The sequence below is a fragment of the Nocardia barduliensis genome, from assembly GCF_013315795.1.
GTDB lineage: Bacteria > Actinomycetota > Actinomycetes > Mycobacteriales > Mycobacteriaceae > Nocardia > Nocardia barduliensis.
The window spans coordinates 77,850-95,255 of record NZ_JABLTE010000019.1 but is presented as its reverse complement, the minus strand read 5'-3'; the positions used below and the strand labels follow the sequence as shown (position 1 = coordinate 95,255).

9 protein-coding genes are annotated in these 17,406 nt (G+C 69.9%); 6 read left to right on the top strand and 3 right to left on the bottom strand.

Going from position 1 to position 17,406, the window contains the following annotated elements; translation table 11 throughout:
* Positions 1 to 926 (top strand): neutral zinc metallopeptidase (locus tag HOV91_RS11305; protein ID WP_246349985.1); only part of this gene is annotated, 926 nt, incomplete at its 5' end.
* On the opposite strand, the gene HOV91_RS11300 is transcribed toward HOV91_RS11305, so the two are convergent.
* From HOV91_RS11300 to HOV91_RS11290, 3 genes are all read right to left on the bottom strand, one after another.
* Positions 898 to 1,653, bottom strand: a complete 756-nt coding sequence (locus HOV91_RS11300; RefSeq protein WP_174185394.1) for a TetR/AcrR family transcriptional regulator — start codon at positions 1,651 to 1,653, stop codon at positions 898 to 900. The genes HOV91_RS11305 and HOV91_RS11300 overlap by 29 nt on opposite strands.
* A complete protein-coding gene (locus HOV91_RS11295) occupies positions 1,650 to 3,896 on the bottom strand; it encodes an MMPL family transporter (protein WP_174185393.1) in 2,247 nt (748 codons plus the stop codon). Before HOV91_RS11295 ends, HOV91_RS11300 begins: the two co-directional genes overlap by 4 nt.
* 82 nt (positions 3,897 to 3,978) lie before the next feature.
* The gene (locus tag HOV91_RS11290) at positions 3,979 to 4,797 is read right to left on the bottom strand and encodes a hypothetical protein (RefSeq protein ID WP_043718166.1); all 819 of its coding nucleotides are present in this window, start codon (positions 4,795 to 4,797) and stop codon (positions 3,979 to 3,981) included.
* A gap of 451 nt (positions 4,798 to 5,248) precedes the next feature.
* Here HOV91_RS11290 and HOV91_RS41225 point away from each other — a divergent pair, with 451 nt between their 5' ends.
* The 5 genes from HOV91_RS41225 (at position 5,249) to HOV91_RS11265 (ending at position 17,398) form a co-directional block, all read left to right on the top strand.
* A complete protein-coding gene (locus tag HOV91_RS41225; RefSeq protein ID WP_438822652.1) occupies positions 5,249 to 8,401 on the top strand; it encodes a DNA polymerase III subunit gamma and tau in 3,153 nt (1,050 codons plus the stop codon).
* A 369-nt stretch (positions 8,402 to 8,770) separates the two neighbouring features.
* Positions 8,771 to 9,985 (top strand): acetyl-CoA C-acetyltransferase, encoded by a 1,215-nt coding sequence (locus tag HOV91_RS11280; protein WP_174185392.1) that lies wholly within the window; start codon positions 8,771 to 8,773, stop codon positions 9,983 to 9,985.
* 115 nt (positions 9,986 to 10,100) lie between these two features.
* Complete coding sequence (locus tag HOV91_RS11275; protein WP_312884563.1) at positions 10,101 to 12,251, top strand: 3-hydroxyacyl-CoA dehydrogenase NAD-binding domain-containing protein; 2,151 nt, start codon at positions 10,101 to 10,103, stop codon at positions 12,249 to 12,251.
* 113 nt (positions 12,252 to 12,364) lie between these two features.
* Positions 12,365 to 13,459 (top strand): esterase-like activity of phytase family protein, encoded by a 1,095-nt coding sequence (locus HOV91_RS11270; protein ID WP_174185391.1) that lies wholly within the window; start codon positions 12,365 to 12,367, stop codon positions 13,457 to 13,459.
* Between the two features lie 366 nt (positions 13,460 to 13,825).
* The gene (locus HOV91_RS11265; RefSeq protein WP_174185390.1) at positions 13,826 to 17,398 is read left to right on the top strand and encodes a serine/threonine-protein kinase; all 3,573 of its coding nucleotides are present in this window, start codon (positions 13,826 to 13,828) and stop codon (positions 17,396 to 17,398) included.
* The last annotated feature ends 8 nt before the right edge of the window (positions 17,399 to 17,406 follow it).

The following is a 17,406-nucleotide window of genomic DNA, read 5'->3' as shown; positions in this document are numbered from 1 at the left end:
CGCCGATGCCCTATGGTCCGCCGGGACGCCCGCCCTACCCGCCGCCGCGCAAACGCGGTGGCGGCGGATGGGTGGTGCTGCTGGTCGTCGTCGTTTTCCTGGTCGCAGCGGGGCTGGTGCGCAACGCCATCTCGGTGGGACGCGACGTCGCCGACGCGTCCGGCCCGCGACCGAGCTTCACCTTCGACGCCCAGCCGGACGGGTCGACCGCGCCGTCGGAGACCGGTAACAATCCGCTGCTGACCGACCCGAACGCGACGCTGATTCCGGCGCGATGCGACTACTCGCCCTGGGGCACTCAGGTGGACGCCGCGCGCAAGTTCTTCGAAAGCGCCGCGTCGTGCCTGGAGACGGCGTGGAAACCGGTGCTGCGCAAGGCCAATCTGCCGTTCCAGCCGCCGTCGCTGAACGTCAGCGCGACCACCGCGGGCATCACCACCCCGTGCACCGGCTCCACCAGTAACTTCGCCGCGTTCTACTGCCCGGCGAACAAGACGATCTACATGCCGATCAGTCAGTTGCAGACGGACTACTTCAAAGACAACTGGGTGGTCTACCTGTCGGTGTTCGCGCACGAGTACGGGCATCACGTGCAGGCGATGTCCGGCATCCTGCGCAAGGCCAACAGCGATCGGGCGGACGCGGGCCCGCGCAGCGCCAAGGGCCTGGAGTTGTCCCGTCGGGTCGAATTGCAGGCCAACTGCTTCGACGGCATGTACCTCTCATCCTCCGCGGAGGGCGGCTCGCTGACCGATTCGCAGCTCACCCTCGCCCGCAAGGACGCCTACGGGCGCGGCGACCAGGCGGGGGACATGCGGGACCACGGCTCCGCCGAGAACGGTGGGCAGTGGTTCGAGACGGGTGTGGACAAAAACCGTGCGGCGCAATGCAATACGTTCACCGCGTCGGCGAGTTCGGTGAGCTGATTCCCGCTCCGTCCTGCTGATCGGGCTCCGGCACCGAGGTCTGGTCGGTGCGCGCCATGCGGACTTCGCGCAGCCACGCGGTCACCGTCTCCGGTGTCGGCGGGTCCGTGCCGACCAGGTCGAGCACGCTGTAGCCGAGGCACGCGGCGCCCATCACGCGCGAGGCGACGGCTTCCGCGTCGCCCCAGGGCAGGAAGGGTTTGGCGAGCAGCAGGTCGGCGATGCCGTGGGCCACCGACCACAGTTCCAGCACGATCGGCAGCGGGTCGCGCGGCGCCATCGTCCCCTCGTCCATGCACTTGCGCACGGTGGCCGCGAAATGCTGGAAGGCCCCGCTGGTGAGGACCTGGTCCACCGCGCCTCCGGTCTCGGTGGGCGCGGTCGCCAGCCGGTACTGCTCGGGATGTTCGAGGGCGAAGCGGACGTAGGCCATGCCTTGATCGTGCAGCTGGGTCACCGGGGAGGTCGCGGGATCGGTGGCGGCGCGCATCGCGTCGGCGAGGTCCTCGAAGACCTGCGCGACGACCGCCTCGATCAGCTCGTCCTTGTCGGCGAAGTGCCGGTAGATCGACGGCGCGCTCACCCCGACCAGCTCGCTCACCGCGCGGATCGAGACCGCGTCGGCGTGCCCGGTCCTGCTGAGCAGTTCGGCCGTGGCTCGCAGGATCTCCTCGCGCAGCTGGGCGCCGGACCCGCGCGGCGACCGCGGACGCCTGCCACCGATCATGCGCGCCCTGCGGTTTCCAGCGGGCGGGCGGCGATGTCCTCCTCGCCCTCGGTCAGCCCGATCTTGGCGTGCAGGCGAGCCAGCGGGGCGGGCGCCCACCAGTTGGCCCGGCCGAGCAGGCGCATGAGCGCGGGCGCGAGCAGACCGCGGATGATCGTGGCGTCGGCGAGCACGGTCAGGGTGAGGCCGAGTCCGAGCAACTGCATGAACGACACCTTCGACGTCACCAGCGCGCCGAGCACGATCGCCATCAGCAAGGCGGCCGCGGTGAAGATCCGGCCCGTGCGAGCCAGGCCCACCGCCACGGCGCGGGTGTTGTCGTGCGTGGCCAGCCACTCCTCGCGCACCCGCGACAGCAGGAACACCTCGTAGTCCATGGACAGGCCGAAGGCCAGGCAGAACATCAGGATCGGCATGGTCGGCACCAGGTAACCCACCGGGGTGAACCCCAGCAACCCGGACAGGTGACCCTCCTGGAACACCCACACCATCGCACCGAAAGCGGCTGCCAGCGACAATGTGTTCAGCACGAGCGCTTTGATCGGCAATACGACGCTGCCGGTGAACAGGAACAGCACGACGAAAGTGGCCAGCGCGATCAGAGCGGCCGCGAGCGGCAACCGGGCGGCCAGGGCGTGCAGCGAGTCGGCATTGGCCGCCGCCGCGCCGCCGTAGAGCGCCTCGCCCGGCGCCGGGATCGCCCGGATCTCCTTCAGTTGACGGTCACCGGCCGGTGAGAAGGGGTCGAGTTTGGTGGCCACGCTCAGATAGGTCCCGGTGTCGTTGGACATTCCGGGCGGAGCGGCGGCGACTCGCGCGCCCCCGGCGTAGATCCCGGCTCCGGACAGGACCGCGGGCACGCCGTCGACCTTGGACAGCTCGGCGGCGTACCCGCCGAGCGCCGCGTCGTCGCCGCGATAGCCGTCCAGCACGATCGTGGTGCTGGCGACCGGATCGGCCTGGGGGAATTCGGTGCGCAGGGCGTCGCCGACCTGACGGCTGGCGGCGGTCTCCGGCAGCACGCGGTCGTCGGGATAGCCGAACTTCACCGAGAGGAACGGTGCGCCGAGCGCCAGCAGCAGCGCGATGATCACGATGGCGACCGGCGCCGCGTGCCGCATCACCACGCCGGCCAGCCGATACCAGCCGCTGTCCTCCGGCGCGCTCGGGCCGGGGGCGGGCGCGCCGCGGCGGAACAGCCGCCGCAGCGGCGCCCGCAGGTCGAGGGAGTTCACGCGATGTCCGAGCAGGACCAGCGCGGCGGGCAGCACGACGATGGACGCGGCCGCCGCCGCGGCGACGACCGCGACGCCCGCGTAGGCGAAACTTTTCAGGAAGTACAGGTCGAACACGCTCAGTACGGCCATCGAGAGTGCGACGGTGAGCGCGGAGAACAGCACGGTGCGCCCCGCGGTCTGTACCGACCGGATGGTGGCCGCCGCCGGATCCAGGCCGCGCGCGAGTTCCTCGCGGAAGCGGCTGACGATGAAGAGGCTGGAGTCGATGGCCAGCGCAAGGCCCATCGCTGTCGTCATGTTCAGCGCGTAGATCGAGACATCGGTGAACAGCGTGAACAGGCGCAGGATCGCCAGCGTCGCCAGGATGGCGAGGATGCCGATGGTCAGCGGCAGGGCGGCGGCGACGAGGCTGCCGAACACCAGGATCAGCACGATCATCGACAGCGGCACCGCGACGCCCTCGGCCAGCGCGAGGTCGCGGGTGGTCTGCTCGGTGACGTCGTGGTAGATGGCCGCGATGCCGCCCTGCCGGACGGTGATGCCGTCGGAGACGCCCGCGAACTGCCGTTCCAGTTCGCCCGCGGTCTGCTGGACCTGCGTCTCGTCGCCGTCGATATAGGCGACGACCAGGGCGCTCTTGCCATCGGTGCTGCGCAACGCGTTGGCCAGCGGCTGCGGCGTCGTCCAGTAGGACTGGACGCCCTGCACGTCCGCGCGCGTCTTCAGCGCGTCGGCCAGCCCGATGCCCGCCGCTTTGGTGGCCGGGTCGTCCGCGCCCGCGTCCGAGTTGACCAGTAGGACGAAATTGGGCGCGGCGCCGGCGAAGTTGTCCGCGATCAGCTGGGTGACCCGGGCGGATTCCGCGTCGTCGGAGGTGAACCCGCCGGACTTCAAGTGCGCGGGCGCGGTGGCGCCGAAGACGCCGCACAGCAGGGCGATGACGAACGCCGCGGCCAGCACGGCGCGCGGAGATCGGGTGGTGAAACGGGCAATCCGGGTCAGCATCGCGGCTCCGCTCGTCAGGTTAACAGCGTTAGAGTAACGCCGTTAACCTATGGTGTCGACCCGAGCGGTGCACCGTCCGAGGTCAGCCCCGGGACTTGCGGATGGCCCGCAACCCCCTGCGCCCGGGCACGGGAAGGTCGTCCCGCATCTCCACCCACTCCGCGGTGGTCAGCCAGAGCTGCTGGGCGCGGGCATCGGCGGTGTTGTGGAAGATCCGGCGGCCGCGATCGTCGCGCAGTTCTTGCGCGACCACCGACCAGCGTGGCGCGCGACCGTGCTCGTCCAGGTAGTCGGCGAGGTACGTCGCGATCGCGGTGCCGATGGTGTTCACCGGGCGCAGCGAGACCCGATTGCCGTACTGGGCCGCGTAGAAACGCCGTGCGGCGCAGAGGGATCGGGGATTGGCATTGGAAGCGATCCACCCGGCACGCTGGGCCCGTTCGATCAGCCAGAGGTGTTTGACCGCCGACGGCGCGATATTGCCGACGCGGCTGCGGATCAGCGTCATGATCTGCTCGCTGCACAGCACGTCGCGGCGGGTCGGTCCGTAGCCGTGCGCGGTCCAGTGCGCGTCGGCCAGTTTCGCCAGCGCGCGGCCGAAGTCGTCGATGCTGCGCTGCGCGCGCCTGCCGAGACGTTCGATGCGCTCGGCCTCGCGGCGCATCTCGTTCTGCGCGGTCAGGGTGCGGATCGCGGCCATGGTGGGCACCTGGCCGCGTTCGAGGAGTTCGAGGATGGCGGCGGCGGTGGCCGGATCGGCTGCCGCGGTCACCGGCAGCGAATCGCGCTTGATCGCGAATTCCTGCGGACTGATGGCGCGGCTCAGAAGGGCGACGGCGGAGCGGTCGCCTGCGAAATCGGTGCTGGACAGCCAGGCGGCGGCGATGTCGTCACACGACACGGTGGACGGTCCTCCGGTGGAAGTGGGAATTGACGCTGGTCACCTGTGGGCCGAGCTCTGTTGGTTGTGCCCCGGTCGGGATGAGGGACCGGCCGGGGTCACCAACCTGATGAAGGTTTGGCTACCGAAGTTGCCGAATGCCACGTTAGCCAGCGGATTGCGTCGGTGTCACCCATGGTGACGGTTTCGTTATCTCCAAAAAGTCGAGGTAAATCGGGGTGTGAGTTCATATTTTCCGGATCGGCAGGGGTGCGGGGGCGGCGAAGTCCGGAATTCGCTCGGTCGGCATGAGCGATAGCTCAAAAGTTGCCACCGTGGATGTCCCAGCGGGCGGCCGAAGAAGGTGGCGCGCATGTTGTGACTTAGATCACATATATGGCCGCCGGGTCGGTCCGGACCGGCGCGCCAGGCGGGAATGTCCTTTGTCGGTAGTCGCCGGTAACCTCTGGCCGTGGCTCTGTACCGGAAGTACCGACCGGCAACGTTCGCTGAGGTGGTGGGTCAGGAGCACGTCACCGACCCGCTGAGTACCGCGCTCGACATGGGGCGGATCAGCCATGCCTATCTGTTCTCCGGTCCGCGCGGCTGCGGCAAGACGTCGTCCGCGCGCATTCTCGCCCGGTCGCTGAACTGCGCGCAGGGGCCTACTTCGACGCCGTGCGGCACTTGCCCGTCCTGCGTGGCGCTCGGCCCCGGCGGTCCGGGCAACCTGGACGTCATCGAACTCGACGCCGCGAGCCACGGCGGCGTCGACGACACCAGGGAATTGCGTGACCGCGCCTTCTACGCGCCCGCCGAGTCCAGGTACCGGGTGTTCATCGTGGACGAGGCGCACATGGTGACCACCGCGGGCTTCAACGCGCTGCTCAAGATCGTCGAGGAGCCGCCTGCGCATCTGATCTTCATCTTCGCGACCACCGAGCCGGACAAGGTGCTGCCCACCATCCGCTCGCGCACGCACCACTATCCGTTCCGCCTGCTGCCGCCCGCCACGATGCGCGGCCTGCTCGGCCGGATCTGCGAGCAGGAGCACGTGCCGGTCGAGGAAGCGGTGTATCCCTTGGTGATTCGCGCGGGTGGCGGTTCGCCGCGCGACAGCCTGAGCGTGCTCGACCAGCTGCTGGCGGGGGCGGGTCCCGAGGGCGTCACCTACGCCCGCGCGGTCTCGCTGCTCGGCGTCACCGACGTGGCGCTGATCGATGACGCCGTCGAGGCGCTGGCCGCCGACGACGGCGCCGTCTTGTTCGGCACCGTCGACCGGGTGATGGAGGCGGGCCACGACCCGCGCCGTTTCGCCGTCGACCTGCTCGATCGCTTCCGCGACCTGATCCTGCTGCGCGCGGTGCCCGATGCCGTCGAGCGCGGTCTGGTCACCGGCCCCGGTGACGTGCTCGACCGGATGCGGGACCAGGCCGCGCGACTGGGCTCGGCCACCCTCACCCGCTACGCCGAGCTGCTGCACGATGGCCTGGGGGAGATGCGCGGCGCCACGGCGCCGCGACTGCTGCTCGAAGTCGTCTGCGCGCGCATGCTGCTGCCGTCGGTGTCCGATGCGGAATCCGCCACGCTGCAACGGTTGGAGCGGCTGGAGCGCGGTCTGGCGGGTGGCTCGGTCGCCGTCCCCACCGCCTCGCCTGCCCCACCGCCGGCTGCGGGTGGGTCCCCGACGGACCCGCCCCGTCGCCGTGGAGCCGAAGCGCTGGCCGCGATTCGTCGCGATAACCGGGGCGCCGGTCGCTCGGAGGACGCGTCCGAAGCCGGAGGTGCTGCCCCTGCCGGGGGTCCGGCGCAGACCGGTGGCGCGGAGGCGGCGGTGCGTGGGGGAGGTGCCGTCGCGGCCGGAGGTCCGGCGCAGACCGGTGGAGCGGTGGCTACCGGTGGTGTGGAAGATCCGGTGCGTGCTGGAGGGGCTGCCGCCGGAGGTTCGCCGCAGGCTGGTGGTGCTGAAGCGCTCGTGCACGGCGGAGGTTCGGCGCAGGCCGGACGAGCGGAGCGGCCGGTGCGCGCCGATGGGTCGTTCGCGGAGGTTGCGGCTGATGCTCCGGCGCCTGTCGGTGGCGAACCGGCGGGAACTCCGGCGGCCGGTGGTGTGGGTTCCACTGTCGCCGCGCCGGATGGCGGCGCTGCGGTCGACGGCGGGGAATCCGCAGGTGCCGGAGACGGGCGACGGGTGACGGCTGCCGATCGCGCATCGTCGGTGGGCCGGTTTGCGCCGGGCACCGGTGCGGAGGGCGGTGCAGATCGAAACGCGCCGATCGCCGAGCCGGAATCCGGCGCCGGACCGGGCGGCGGGTCGGCGAGGGGCACATCGTCGGGAGGGCCGAGCGCGCCCGACGCGCCGAGTGGAACAACCGACGCGTCCGCTGGAGCCGGAGCGCGTGACTACGGCGTCGCGAGCGGTGCGAGTGAAGGAGCGGATTCTCGGGTATCGGGCGCGCAGGCGGCGGGCTCTGTCGCCGGGCACGATCCCGCGACCATCGACTCGACCGCCGCGCGGAATGCTGCTGCGGGGCGAGGCGATCGGGAACGATCCGATGTGATCCCGGCTCAGCCGACTGATGCGCCCTCGCCCCGTGGAACTGCTGGACCTTCGTCTCACGGGACTGACGTGCCGGTGTCTCGTGCGACTGACGCGTCCGCGTCCGCGGGGACTGACGTGCCTTCGTCTCGTTCGATAGACGCATCCGTGTCGGCGGGGGCTGACGCATCCGTGTCTCGGGGGTCTCACGCGTCCGCGGGGACTGACGCGCCTTCATCTCGGGCGATCGACGCATCCGTATCGCGCGCGACCGGCGCGCCCGCACCGGAGCCCGCCGCCGGGACTTCTTCCGCGCCGGGCGGTGATCTGTTGCGTGAGGTGGAAGCCGCTTGGGCGGATATCCGGACCAAGGTGCGCGAGTTCGGCGCGGCCGTGCAGGCGATGCTCGCCGGTGCGTCGGTGGCGCGGGTGGAGGGCGAGGTCATCGTCTTCGCCCATCAGCACGCGCCGCTGGCGCAGCGACTGTCCGATCCGCGGAATCTGGAAGCGGTCCGGTCCGCGGTGCGGGCGGTGCTCGGCCGTGACCACGAGGTGCGCTGGGAAGCGGGCGGTGCGGCGCCCCGGCCCGCGGCGGCGCCCCGGTCCGGCGGTGCGGGGAATCGCGGGCGCGGGCAGGCGGGCAGCCAGCCGGGACGTGAATCCGGCAACGCGGCGGGCCGCGCACCCGACGCCGCCGCCCCGCCACGGTTCTCGCGCCCCAGCCAGGCGCGGAACACCGGCGCCGACAAGCCGGGTAACGCGGGACGCTCGCGCGGGAGTGGCGCGAACCCGCGCCCGTATCCGGCGGACGACGACATCCCGCCGCCCGACTACCCCGACCTCCCGGACGATCCCGGCCCCGCGGACTATCCGCCCCCGTACGACGCGGAACCGAGCGGAAACGAGGACGTGAGCAGCCGGGGCCGGGGCGGCGACGGCGCCATCCCCGCGCCCACGCCGGAGGAGGAGCGGGAGATGATGGCCGCCGCGGCCGATCCGGTGGCTCCCGGCGATCGGCGCGACCCGGACGAGGTCGCCCTCGAATTGCTGAAGAGTGAGCTGGGTGCCACACGGCTGGATGGTTGACAACCACCGCTCCGACGACGTTAAGTTAACCGGAGTTCGCACTCCACGGTAGTATGAGCGGGTAGCCGTGAGCTTCGGTACGCCGACGTTCTATGGTATGCCCAGGCGTACGAGCGACCGGGACGTGCGTCCGCTGTTGCTTGCCTGGTTTTGTACAGCGTTAGGAACGGTCGGTCGCAAGGCCGGTCGGCGAGGTCATTCGCAGCCACGCCGCACCCGCGGTGTCGCCGCACACCAGCGCTCGGACGGACGAATGTGCCGGCCGGCCGCACAGGAGCGCTCGGACGGACGAATGTGCCGGCCGACCGCAAGGAGCGCTCGGACGGACGAATGTCCGGCCGCCGCACATTGAGGAAGGAACACTCCGATATGACCACAGAGGCCTACATTTACGAGGCCATCCGCACCCCGCGCGGCCGTGGCAAGAAGAACGGCTCGCTGCACTCGGTCAAGCCGATCGACCTGACTGTTGGTCTGATCCAGGAGCTGCGCGGCCGCTTCCCGAACCTCGACGAGGACCGGATCTCCGACCTGATCCTCGGCGTGGTCATGCCCGTGGGTGACCTGGGCGCCGACATCGCCCGTACCGCGGTCACGGTGGCCGGCCTGCCCGACACCGTCGGCGGCTTCCAGCTCAACCGCTTCTGCGCCTCCGGCCTCGAGGCCGTCAACCTGGCCGCCCAGAAGGTCCGCTCCGGCTTCGACGACCTGGTCCTCGCCGGTGGCGTCGAGTCCATGTCGCGCGTGCCGATGGGCTCCGACGGCGGTGCATGGGCGCTGGACCCGGCCACCAACTACGACACCTACTTCGTCCCGCAGGGCGTCTCCGCCGACCTGATCGCGACCATCGAGGGCTTCACCCGCGACGACGTCGACGCCTACGCGGTCCGCTCGCAGGAGCTGGCCGCCAAGGCCACCACCGGCGGCTACTTCGCCAAGTCGATCGTGCCGGTCAAGGACCAGAACGGCCTCGTCGTGCTCGACCGCGACGAGCACATGCGCCCCGGCACCACCGCCGAGGACCTGGCCAAGCTGCAGCCGTCCTTCTCCGTGATCGGTGAGATGGGTGGCTTCGACGCGGTGGCGCTGCAGAAGTTCCACTTCGTCGAGAAGATCAACCACGTGCACCACGGCGGCAACAGCTCCGGCATCGTCGACGGCGCCGCGCTCGTGCTGATCGGTTCCGAGGAGGCGGGCAAGGCCTCCGGCCTGACCCCGCGCGCCCGCGTCGTCGCGACCGCCACCAGCGGCGCCGACTCCACCATCATGCTCACCGGTCCGACCCCGGCCGCCAAGAAGGTGCTGGCCAAGGCGGGTCTGACGCTCGACGACATCGACCTGGTCGAGATCAACGAGGCGTTCGCCTCCGTGGTGCTGAAGTTCCAGAAGGATCTGAACATCCCGGACGAGAAGCTGAACGTCAACGGCGGTGCGATCGCGATGGGCCACCCGCTCGGTGCGACCGGCGCGATGATCACCGGCACCATGGTCGACGAACTGGAGCGCCGCAACGGCCGCTACGCACTGGTCACCCTGTGCATCGGCGGCGGCATGGGCGTGGCAACCATCATCGAGCGGGTCTGATCCCCAACCGACAGCCGAAGATTTGCGGCGGCGTGAGCGTCAGGCCCGGAGGCGGCAGCCTGCGTAACCACGTAGGGCCGCGAACGCCGCTAATTCACCTAGGAGACACAGAGCTGTGAGCGAAACCAACATGATCGGTTGGGAGCAGGATTCGGACGGCATCGTCGTGCTGACGATGGACGACCCGAACCAGGGCGCCAACACGATGAACGAGCTGTACAAGAAGTCGATGACCGCCACCGTCGACCGGCTCGAGGCGGAGAAGGACAACATCACCGGTGTCGTCCTGACCTCCGCGAAGAAGACCTTCTTCGCGGGCGGCGACCTGAAGAACATGATGAAGGTCGGTCCGGACGACGCCCAGGCGCTGATGGACGAGCTGGCCGAGATCAAGAGCGCGCTGCGCCGCTTGGAGCAGCTGGGCAAGCCGGTCGTCGCCGCCATCAACGGCGCCGCGCTCGGCGGCGGCCTGGAGATCGCGCTGGCCACCCACCACCGCATCGCCGCGGACGTGCCGGGTTCGCAGATCGGTCTGCCGGAGGCCACCCTCGGCCTGCTGCCCGCGGGCGGCGGCATCATCCGCACCGTGCGCATGCTGGGCCTGCAGAACGCCCTGATGCAGGTGCTGCTGCAGGGTCAGCGCAACAAGCCGGCCAAGGCCAAGGAGATCGGCCTGGTCGACGAGCTGGTCGGTTCGGTCGAGGAGCTGGTCCCCGCCGCCAAGGCGTGGATCAAGGCCAACCCCGAGGCCTGTGTGCAGCCGTGGGACAAGAAGGGCTTCAAGATCCCCGGCGGCACCCCGTCCTCGCCTGCTTTCGCGGCGAACCTGCCGGCGTTCCCGGCCAACCTGCGCAAGCAGATCAAGGGCGCGAACATGCCCGCGCCGCGCGCCATCATGTCGGCCGCGGTCGAGGGCTCGCAGGTCGACATCGACAACGCGTCGCTGATCGAGTCCCGCTACTTCGTGCACCTGCTCACCGGGCCGGTCGCGAAGAACATGATCCAGGCGTTCTTCTTCGACCTGCAGACGATCAACAACGGCGGCTCGCGTCCGAAGGACGTGCCGAAGAAGGAGATCAAGAAGGTCGGCGTGCTCGGCGCGGGCATGATGGGCGCGGGCATCGCCTATGTCTCCGCGAAGGCGGGCTACGAGGTCGTGCTGAAGGACGTCTCGATCGAGGCGGCCGAGCGCGGCAAGAACTACTCCGAGAAGATCGAGGCCAAGGCGCTCTCGCGGGGCAAGACCACCGAGGAGAAGTCCAAGGCTCTGCTGGACCGGATCAAGCCGACCGCGGACGCGGCCGACTTCGCAGGCGTCGACTTCGTCATCGAGGCCGTCTTCGAGAACACCGAGCTCAAGCACAAGGTGTTCCAGGAGATCGAGGACATCGTCACCCCCGACGCGCTGCTGGGCTCGAACACCTCCACCCTGCCGATCACCGGTCTGGCGACCGGCGTGAAGCGCCAGGAGGACTTCATCGGCATCCACTTCTTCTCGCCGGTCGACAAGATGCCGCTGGTGGAGATCATCAAGGGTGAGAAGACCTCGGACGAGGCGCTGGCCCGGGTGTTCGACTACACCCTCGCGATCAAGAAGACCCCGATCGTGGTCAACGACAGCCGCGGCTTCTTCACCTCGCGCGTGATCGGCACCTTCGTCAACGAGGCGATCGCCATGCTCAAGGAGGGCATCGAGCCCGCCACCATCGAGCAGGCCGGTCTGCAGGCGGGCTACCCGGCCGCGCCGCTGCAGCTGTCGGACGAGCTGAACATGAAGCTCATGCAGAAGATCGCCAAGGAGACCCTGGAGGCTGCTCAGGCGGGCGACACCACCCTGGGCGCCAAGCGGCACCCGGCGCAGGACGTCATCGACTACATGGTGTCCGAGGGTCGTCCGGGCCGCTTGGAGAAGGCGGGCTTCTACGAGTACGACGAGAACGGCAAGCGCACCGGTCTGTGGCCGGGCCTGCGTGAGCACTTCAAGACCACGACGGACTTCGGTGTCCCGATCCAGGATCTGATCGACCGCATGCTCTTCGCGGAGGCGATCGAGACCCAGAAGTGTTTCGACGAGGGCGTGCTCACCTCCACCGCCGACGCCAACATCGGCTCCATCTTCGGCATCGGCTTCCCGGCCTGGACCGGTGGTGTGCACCAGTTCATCGTCGGTTACCCGGGTGGCCAGGAGGCCTTCGTGGAGCGCGCCGACTACCTCGCCAAGAACTACGGCGAGCGCTTCGAGGTCCCGGCCTCGCTGCGTAAGTAGTCTCGCGCCGTAGCGCAACGGCGAAGCCCGCCATCGCTTTTCGCGGTGGCGGGCTTCCGTCGTTTTCCGGCCCGTTCATCTTCCCGTCCGATCGGCCGGATAGGTTGGCAGTCGTGCGCAGACGTAGTCGTCATGTCCTGATCATCAGTTGCGCCCTCGCGCTCGTCCCGGCTCCGGCCGCCGCCGATCCCGTGGCGGCGCCCTCGGTGCGCTTGCTGGGTGAGCAAGTGATCGCGTCGGGCCTGGACTTCGAGGGCACCACGGTGGGTGGCCTCTCCGGGATCGACTACTCGGCGCACACCGGTGAATTCCTGCTGATCAGCGACGATCGGTCGAACAAGAGCCCCGCGCGCTACTACACCGCGCGCATGGCGGTCGGCGAGCACGGAGTCGGGCCGCTAACGTTCACCGGCACCCGGCCGCTGCTCACCGCGACCGGCGCACCCTACGCACCTATGTCGGTGGACCCGGAGGAGATCCGGGTCGACCCGTGGACCGGCGACTACTACTGGACGCAGGAAGGCGAGCGCGACGGCGCGGTGCTCGCGGACCCCTCGGTGCGGGTCGCGCACCCGGACGGCTCGTACGCCGGTGAGCTGCCGATCCCGGAGAACGAGCGAATGCGCCCCGGTTCCGGCCCCCGGCAGAACCAGGGATTGGAGGCGGCGACCTTCCTCGCCGGGGGCGCGCTGTTCGCGACCGCCACGGAAGGACCGCTGCTACCGGACGGGCCTGCGGCTACCACGGCAGGTGGCGCGGTCGCGCGGATCACCGTTCAGGCCCGATCCGGCCCCCTGCTCGCCCAGTACGCGTATCCGATCGAGCCGGTCTTCGCCGAGTCGCGCCCCGAGCCCGGCCGCGGTGGTACCGGTGTCACGTCCCTCCTCGCCGCCGATGCGCTGGATCCCGCGAAAGTGCTTGTGCTGGAACGGTCCTTTTCGCCGGGGGCGGCCAACAAGATCCGCGTCTACGAGGCCGATCTGGCTGCCGCGACCAATATCCTCGATGCTCCGATCGGCGCCGCACGGCCGGTGGCGAAACGTCTGCTTGTCGACTTGGACGACGTCGGGCTCTCCGCCGTCGACAACGTGGAGGGCATGACCTGGGGTCCCCGGCTGCCTTCCGGCGAACGAACCCTGGTTCTGGTCAGCGACGACAATTTCGACAGCCGCCAGGTCACCCAGATCATCACCCTCGCTCTCGCCTAGCGCGGCAGGCGGGTCTTCGGCGGCCGCCGCGGTCGAACAGTCACCTCGCGCCGACCGTTCGATCAACTGCCGGAACTGCCCCTGATCGCCGAGACAAATCGTCTCGATGAGCCGGGTGGCCGAGTCCGCGATGGGTACCCCTGTGCGTGAACCCGGCGCGGCGGTGGTCACGAGCCCCGGCGGCAGGGCTGAGCGGCGCGAAACGCCCGAACCGCCGACATGAAGCTTCCTGTTCGGAAAGATCTCCCGCGTGCTCGCGCACCGCGCTACGTTGGAGTATGCGCAGACATATCGGACACCGCGTCCGGAGTCGGCGCGGAGTTGGTCGCCGATGTCGCCGATTCGATGTGAGTTCGAGGTGATCACATGAATCCACAGACGCGTTCGGGCCGGGTGCGTCCCGAATCTCCTGCGGCCGAATCACATACGCAGCGCCCGACGCCCCTCGCCATCGCCGACGAACTCGAGGCGATGGGCCTGTCGGGTGCGGTGGAGATCGGCCGGGGCGGGTTCGGGGTGGTGTATCGCTGCGTCCAGACCGCCTTGGATCGGGTGGTCGCGGTGAAGGTGCTCTCGTCGGAGATCGACCCGGAGAGCCGGGAGCGGTTCCTGCGCGAGGAACAAGCCATGGGCAGGCTGTCCGGCCATCCGAACATCGTCGACATCCTCCAGGTGGACGTGACCGCGACCGGTATGCCCCTCATCGTCATGCCGTACTGCACACACGGGTCGCTGGAGAAGCTGATCCGCGACCAAGGCCCGCTGACCTGGGCGGACTCGCTGCGCGCCGGGGTCAAGCTGGCGGGTGCCATCGAGAGCGCGCACCGCGCCCACATTCTGCACCGGGACGTGAAACCGGCCAACGTCCTGCTCAGCGGCTACGGCGAGCCGCAACTGACCGATTTCGGCATCGCCCGCATCCCGGGCGGATTCCGCACCTCCAGCAGCATGATCACCGGGTCGCCCGCGTTCACCGCGCCGGAGGTTCTCAAAGGCGACGAGCCGACCATCCGCTCCGACGTCTACGGGCTCGGCTCGACGCTGTTCGCCTTGCTCACCGGGCACGCCGCCTTCGAGCGGCAAGCGGGTGAGCGGGTGGTCGCGCAGTTCCTGCGGATCACCACGCAGCCGGTGCCCGACCTGCGCGAACAGGACATTCCGCCGGATGTGGCCACCGTCATCGAACAGGCCATGTCGCCGAGCCCGCGCGATCGCCCGGCCAGCGCCTACGAGTTCGGCGAGATGCTGCGCGCGGTGCAGCGCGGCCACGACCAGTTGCCGGACGAAATGGCGCTGCTGGACACCGACGCCGAGGCGACGACCTCGACCGCCGTCGGCGAGCCGACCCTCGCGTGGACCGGCTCCCGTCCCGCCGTCACGGCGCGGCGCAGCTGGCCGTTGACGCTGCGGCCGGCCGTTTCGCAGCATTCGGCGACGATGACGCCGCCGCCGACGGCCGTGACCAAGTTCCGTCCCCCCACGCCCACCCGGCAGCCGATACCGCGGCCGCGTCTGCTGGACATCCTGCGTGGCGGCGGGCGGCGCAGGCTGGCGGTGATCCACGCGCCGGCGGGATTCGGCAAGAGCACGCTGGCCGCGCAGTGGCGCGCCGAGCTCGCCGAAAGCGACGCCGCGACCGCCTGGATCGGCGTCGACCGCGACGACGACAACGAGATCTGGTTCCTGGCCCACCTGATCCAGGCGATTCGCCGGGTGCACCCGGAGGTCGGCGACGGTCTGGACCAGGTGCTGGAGGAACGGCCCGCCGACGCCGCCGCGTTCGTGATCCCCACGCTGATCGACGAGATCCACGCCGCGGGCAAGACAGTTGTGGTGATCGTCGAGGACTGGCATCGGATCACCGACGCGGGCGCGCATCGCGCGATGGAAGCCCTGTTGGACAACGGCTGCCATCACCTGCGTTTCGTCGTGACCAGCCGGGAGCAGTCCGGCCTGCCGACGAGCCGGATGCGCGTGCACGACGAACTGGTGGAGATCGGCTCGGCCGCGCTGCGCCTGACCGAGGCGGAAACCCGGCAGATTCTGGTGGAGCGCAACGGCTTCGATCTCACCCCCGAGCAGGTGACCGAGATCCACACCGCCACCGACGGCTGGCCCGCCGCCATCCAGCTGGTCGGGCTGTCGCTGCGCGGCAACGCCGACCCCGCCCAGCTGATCGCCACGCTCTCGGAAGGCAACCACGGCATCCGCGAATATCTCGCCGAGAACGTGCTGGACACCTTGGAACCGAGGATGCTCGAGTTCTTGATGTCGATCGCGGTGACCGAGCGGGTGTGCGGTTCGCTCGCCGCGGCGCTGTCCGGCGAGCAGGAAGCCGAGCAACTGCTCGAGCAGGCCGAGCAGCGTGAGCTGTTCCTGCGGCGCATCGAGCACGACCCGGAGTGGTTCCGGATGCAGCCGCTGTTCGCCGAGCACCTGCGGACCCGGCTCGAACGCGTCCACCCGGGGAAGCTGAAGTCGCTGCACCGCAAGGCTTCACGCTGGTACGCCGAGCATCAGTCGCTGCGCAAGTCGGTCGACCACGCGCTGGCCGCGACCGACCTGAAGATGGCGCTGGACCTGCTCGAGAGCGGCGGGATGGACCTGATCGACGGTTCCCGGCTGGCCACCCTGCTGGGCAGCGTGTCGAAATTGCCGATGCAGCAGGTGGCCTCGCGCTCGAAGCTGCTGATGGCGGTGGCCAGGGCGAACGTCAATCTGCAGCAGTCCGGCGCGGCGCGCAACGCGCTGGGCAGGCTGTCCAACATCCTGGCGCGCGGATCTTCCGGCGACGACGACGTGCGCGTGCAGCGCTGCCAGGCGGCGGTGCTCGCCGCCCTGGACCAGATCGCGCGCGACCGCACCGAGGGTGCGGCGGCGCGGGTGGCCGACTGCCTGCAGCAGCCCGACGACCTACCCGCGTGGACGGTCTCCACCGCGGCGAATCTGACCAGTTTCGTGCGCCTGTGCGAGTTCGACTTCGAGGGCGCCAAGACGATGCAGGAATGGGCGGAGGAATATCACGAGCGCTCCAAGGACCCGCTCGGCCTGGTCTTCGGCCGCTGCGGCCGGGGCGCGGCCGCCTATGAGCAACTCGACGTCGCCACCGCCACCCGTAGTTTCCAGCAGGCGTGGGAATCCGCGCGCGAACGCTCGGGCCCGCGCTCGCACGCGGTGCGGGTGGCCGCCGCACTGCTCGGCGAGATGAACTACCGCCGCGGCGATCTGGACGCCGCCGACCGGTTGCTGGACGAGAGTCACCAGTTGGTCACCCGGATCGGCCCGGTCGACTTCCTGATCTCCACCTTCGTCGTCGGCGCCCGGGTCAAGGCGGTTCGGGGCGACCTGTACACCGCCGCCACCCGGCTGGAGGAGGGCGCGCGCATCGCCGCCGATAACCGGCTGGCTCGGCTGGCCGCGCACATCCGGGCCGAACGGCTGCGCCTGGGTATGCCGCCGGAGGCCGCGGATCGCCGGTACACCGATCTGAGCGAGTCCACGCCGCTGCAGGCCGGGCATCGGCTGACCGGCGCCGCCCTGCTCACCGCCGAGGCCGAGGAACTCGCCGCGATCCGCGCGCTGCTCGCCGAACACCGGCCCGGCTCCGACGACCGGGCGGTGCGCCGCGCCCGCGCACTGCACGACCACACCCGGGAGAAGCACCGTCCGCGCGCGCAATTGGACGCCGCGCTGCTGCTCGCGGAATGCCTGGCCGCGGCGGGCTGGGTCGGCGAGGCGACCAACCTGCTGCTGCCCTCCCTCGCGATCTGCGCCGACCTCGGCTGGCCCAGGCCACTGCTGGACGCGGGCCCCGGCGTCGTCGGCATCCTGCGGGTGCTGCGCGCCGACCTGCCCGTTCCGGCGCAGGTCGGCGAGACCGAACTGCCCGCCCGGTTCCTGGACGAACTCCTGGACGGGGCGGGCGGTCAGGTCTTCTGAAGCGCTCC

Bases quoted from the DNA above. Each gene is read 5' to 3' on its own strand.
- HOV91_RS11300 (WP_174185394.1), bottom strand. From the start codon at position 1,653: ATGATCGGTGGCAGGCGTCCGCGGTCGCCGCGCGGGTCCGGCGCCCAG.
- HOV91_RS11280 (WP_174185392.1), top strand. From the start codon at position 8,771: ATGACCACAGAGGCCTACATTTACGAGGCCATCCGCACCCCGCGCGGC.
- HOV91_RS11265 (WP_174185390.1), top strand. From the start codon at position 13,826: ATGAATCCACAGACGCGTTCGGGCCGGGTGCGTCCCGAATCTCCTGCG.
- HOV91_RS11295 (WP_174185393.1), bottom strand. From the start codon at position 3,896: ATGCTGACCCGGATTGCCCGTTTCACCACCCGATCTCCGCGCGCCGTG.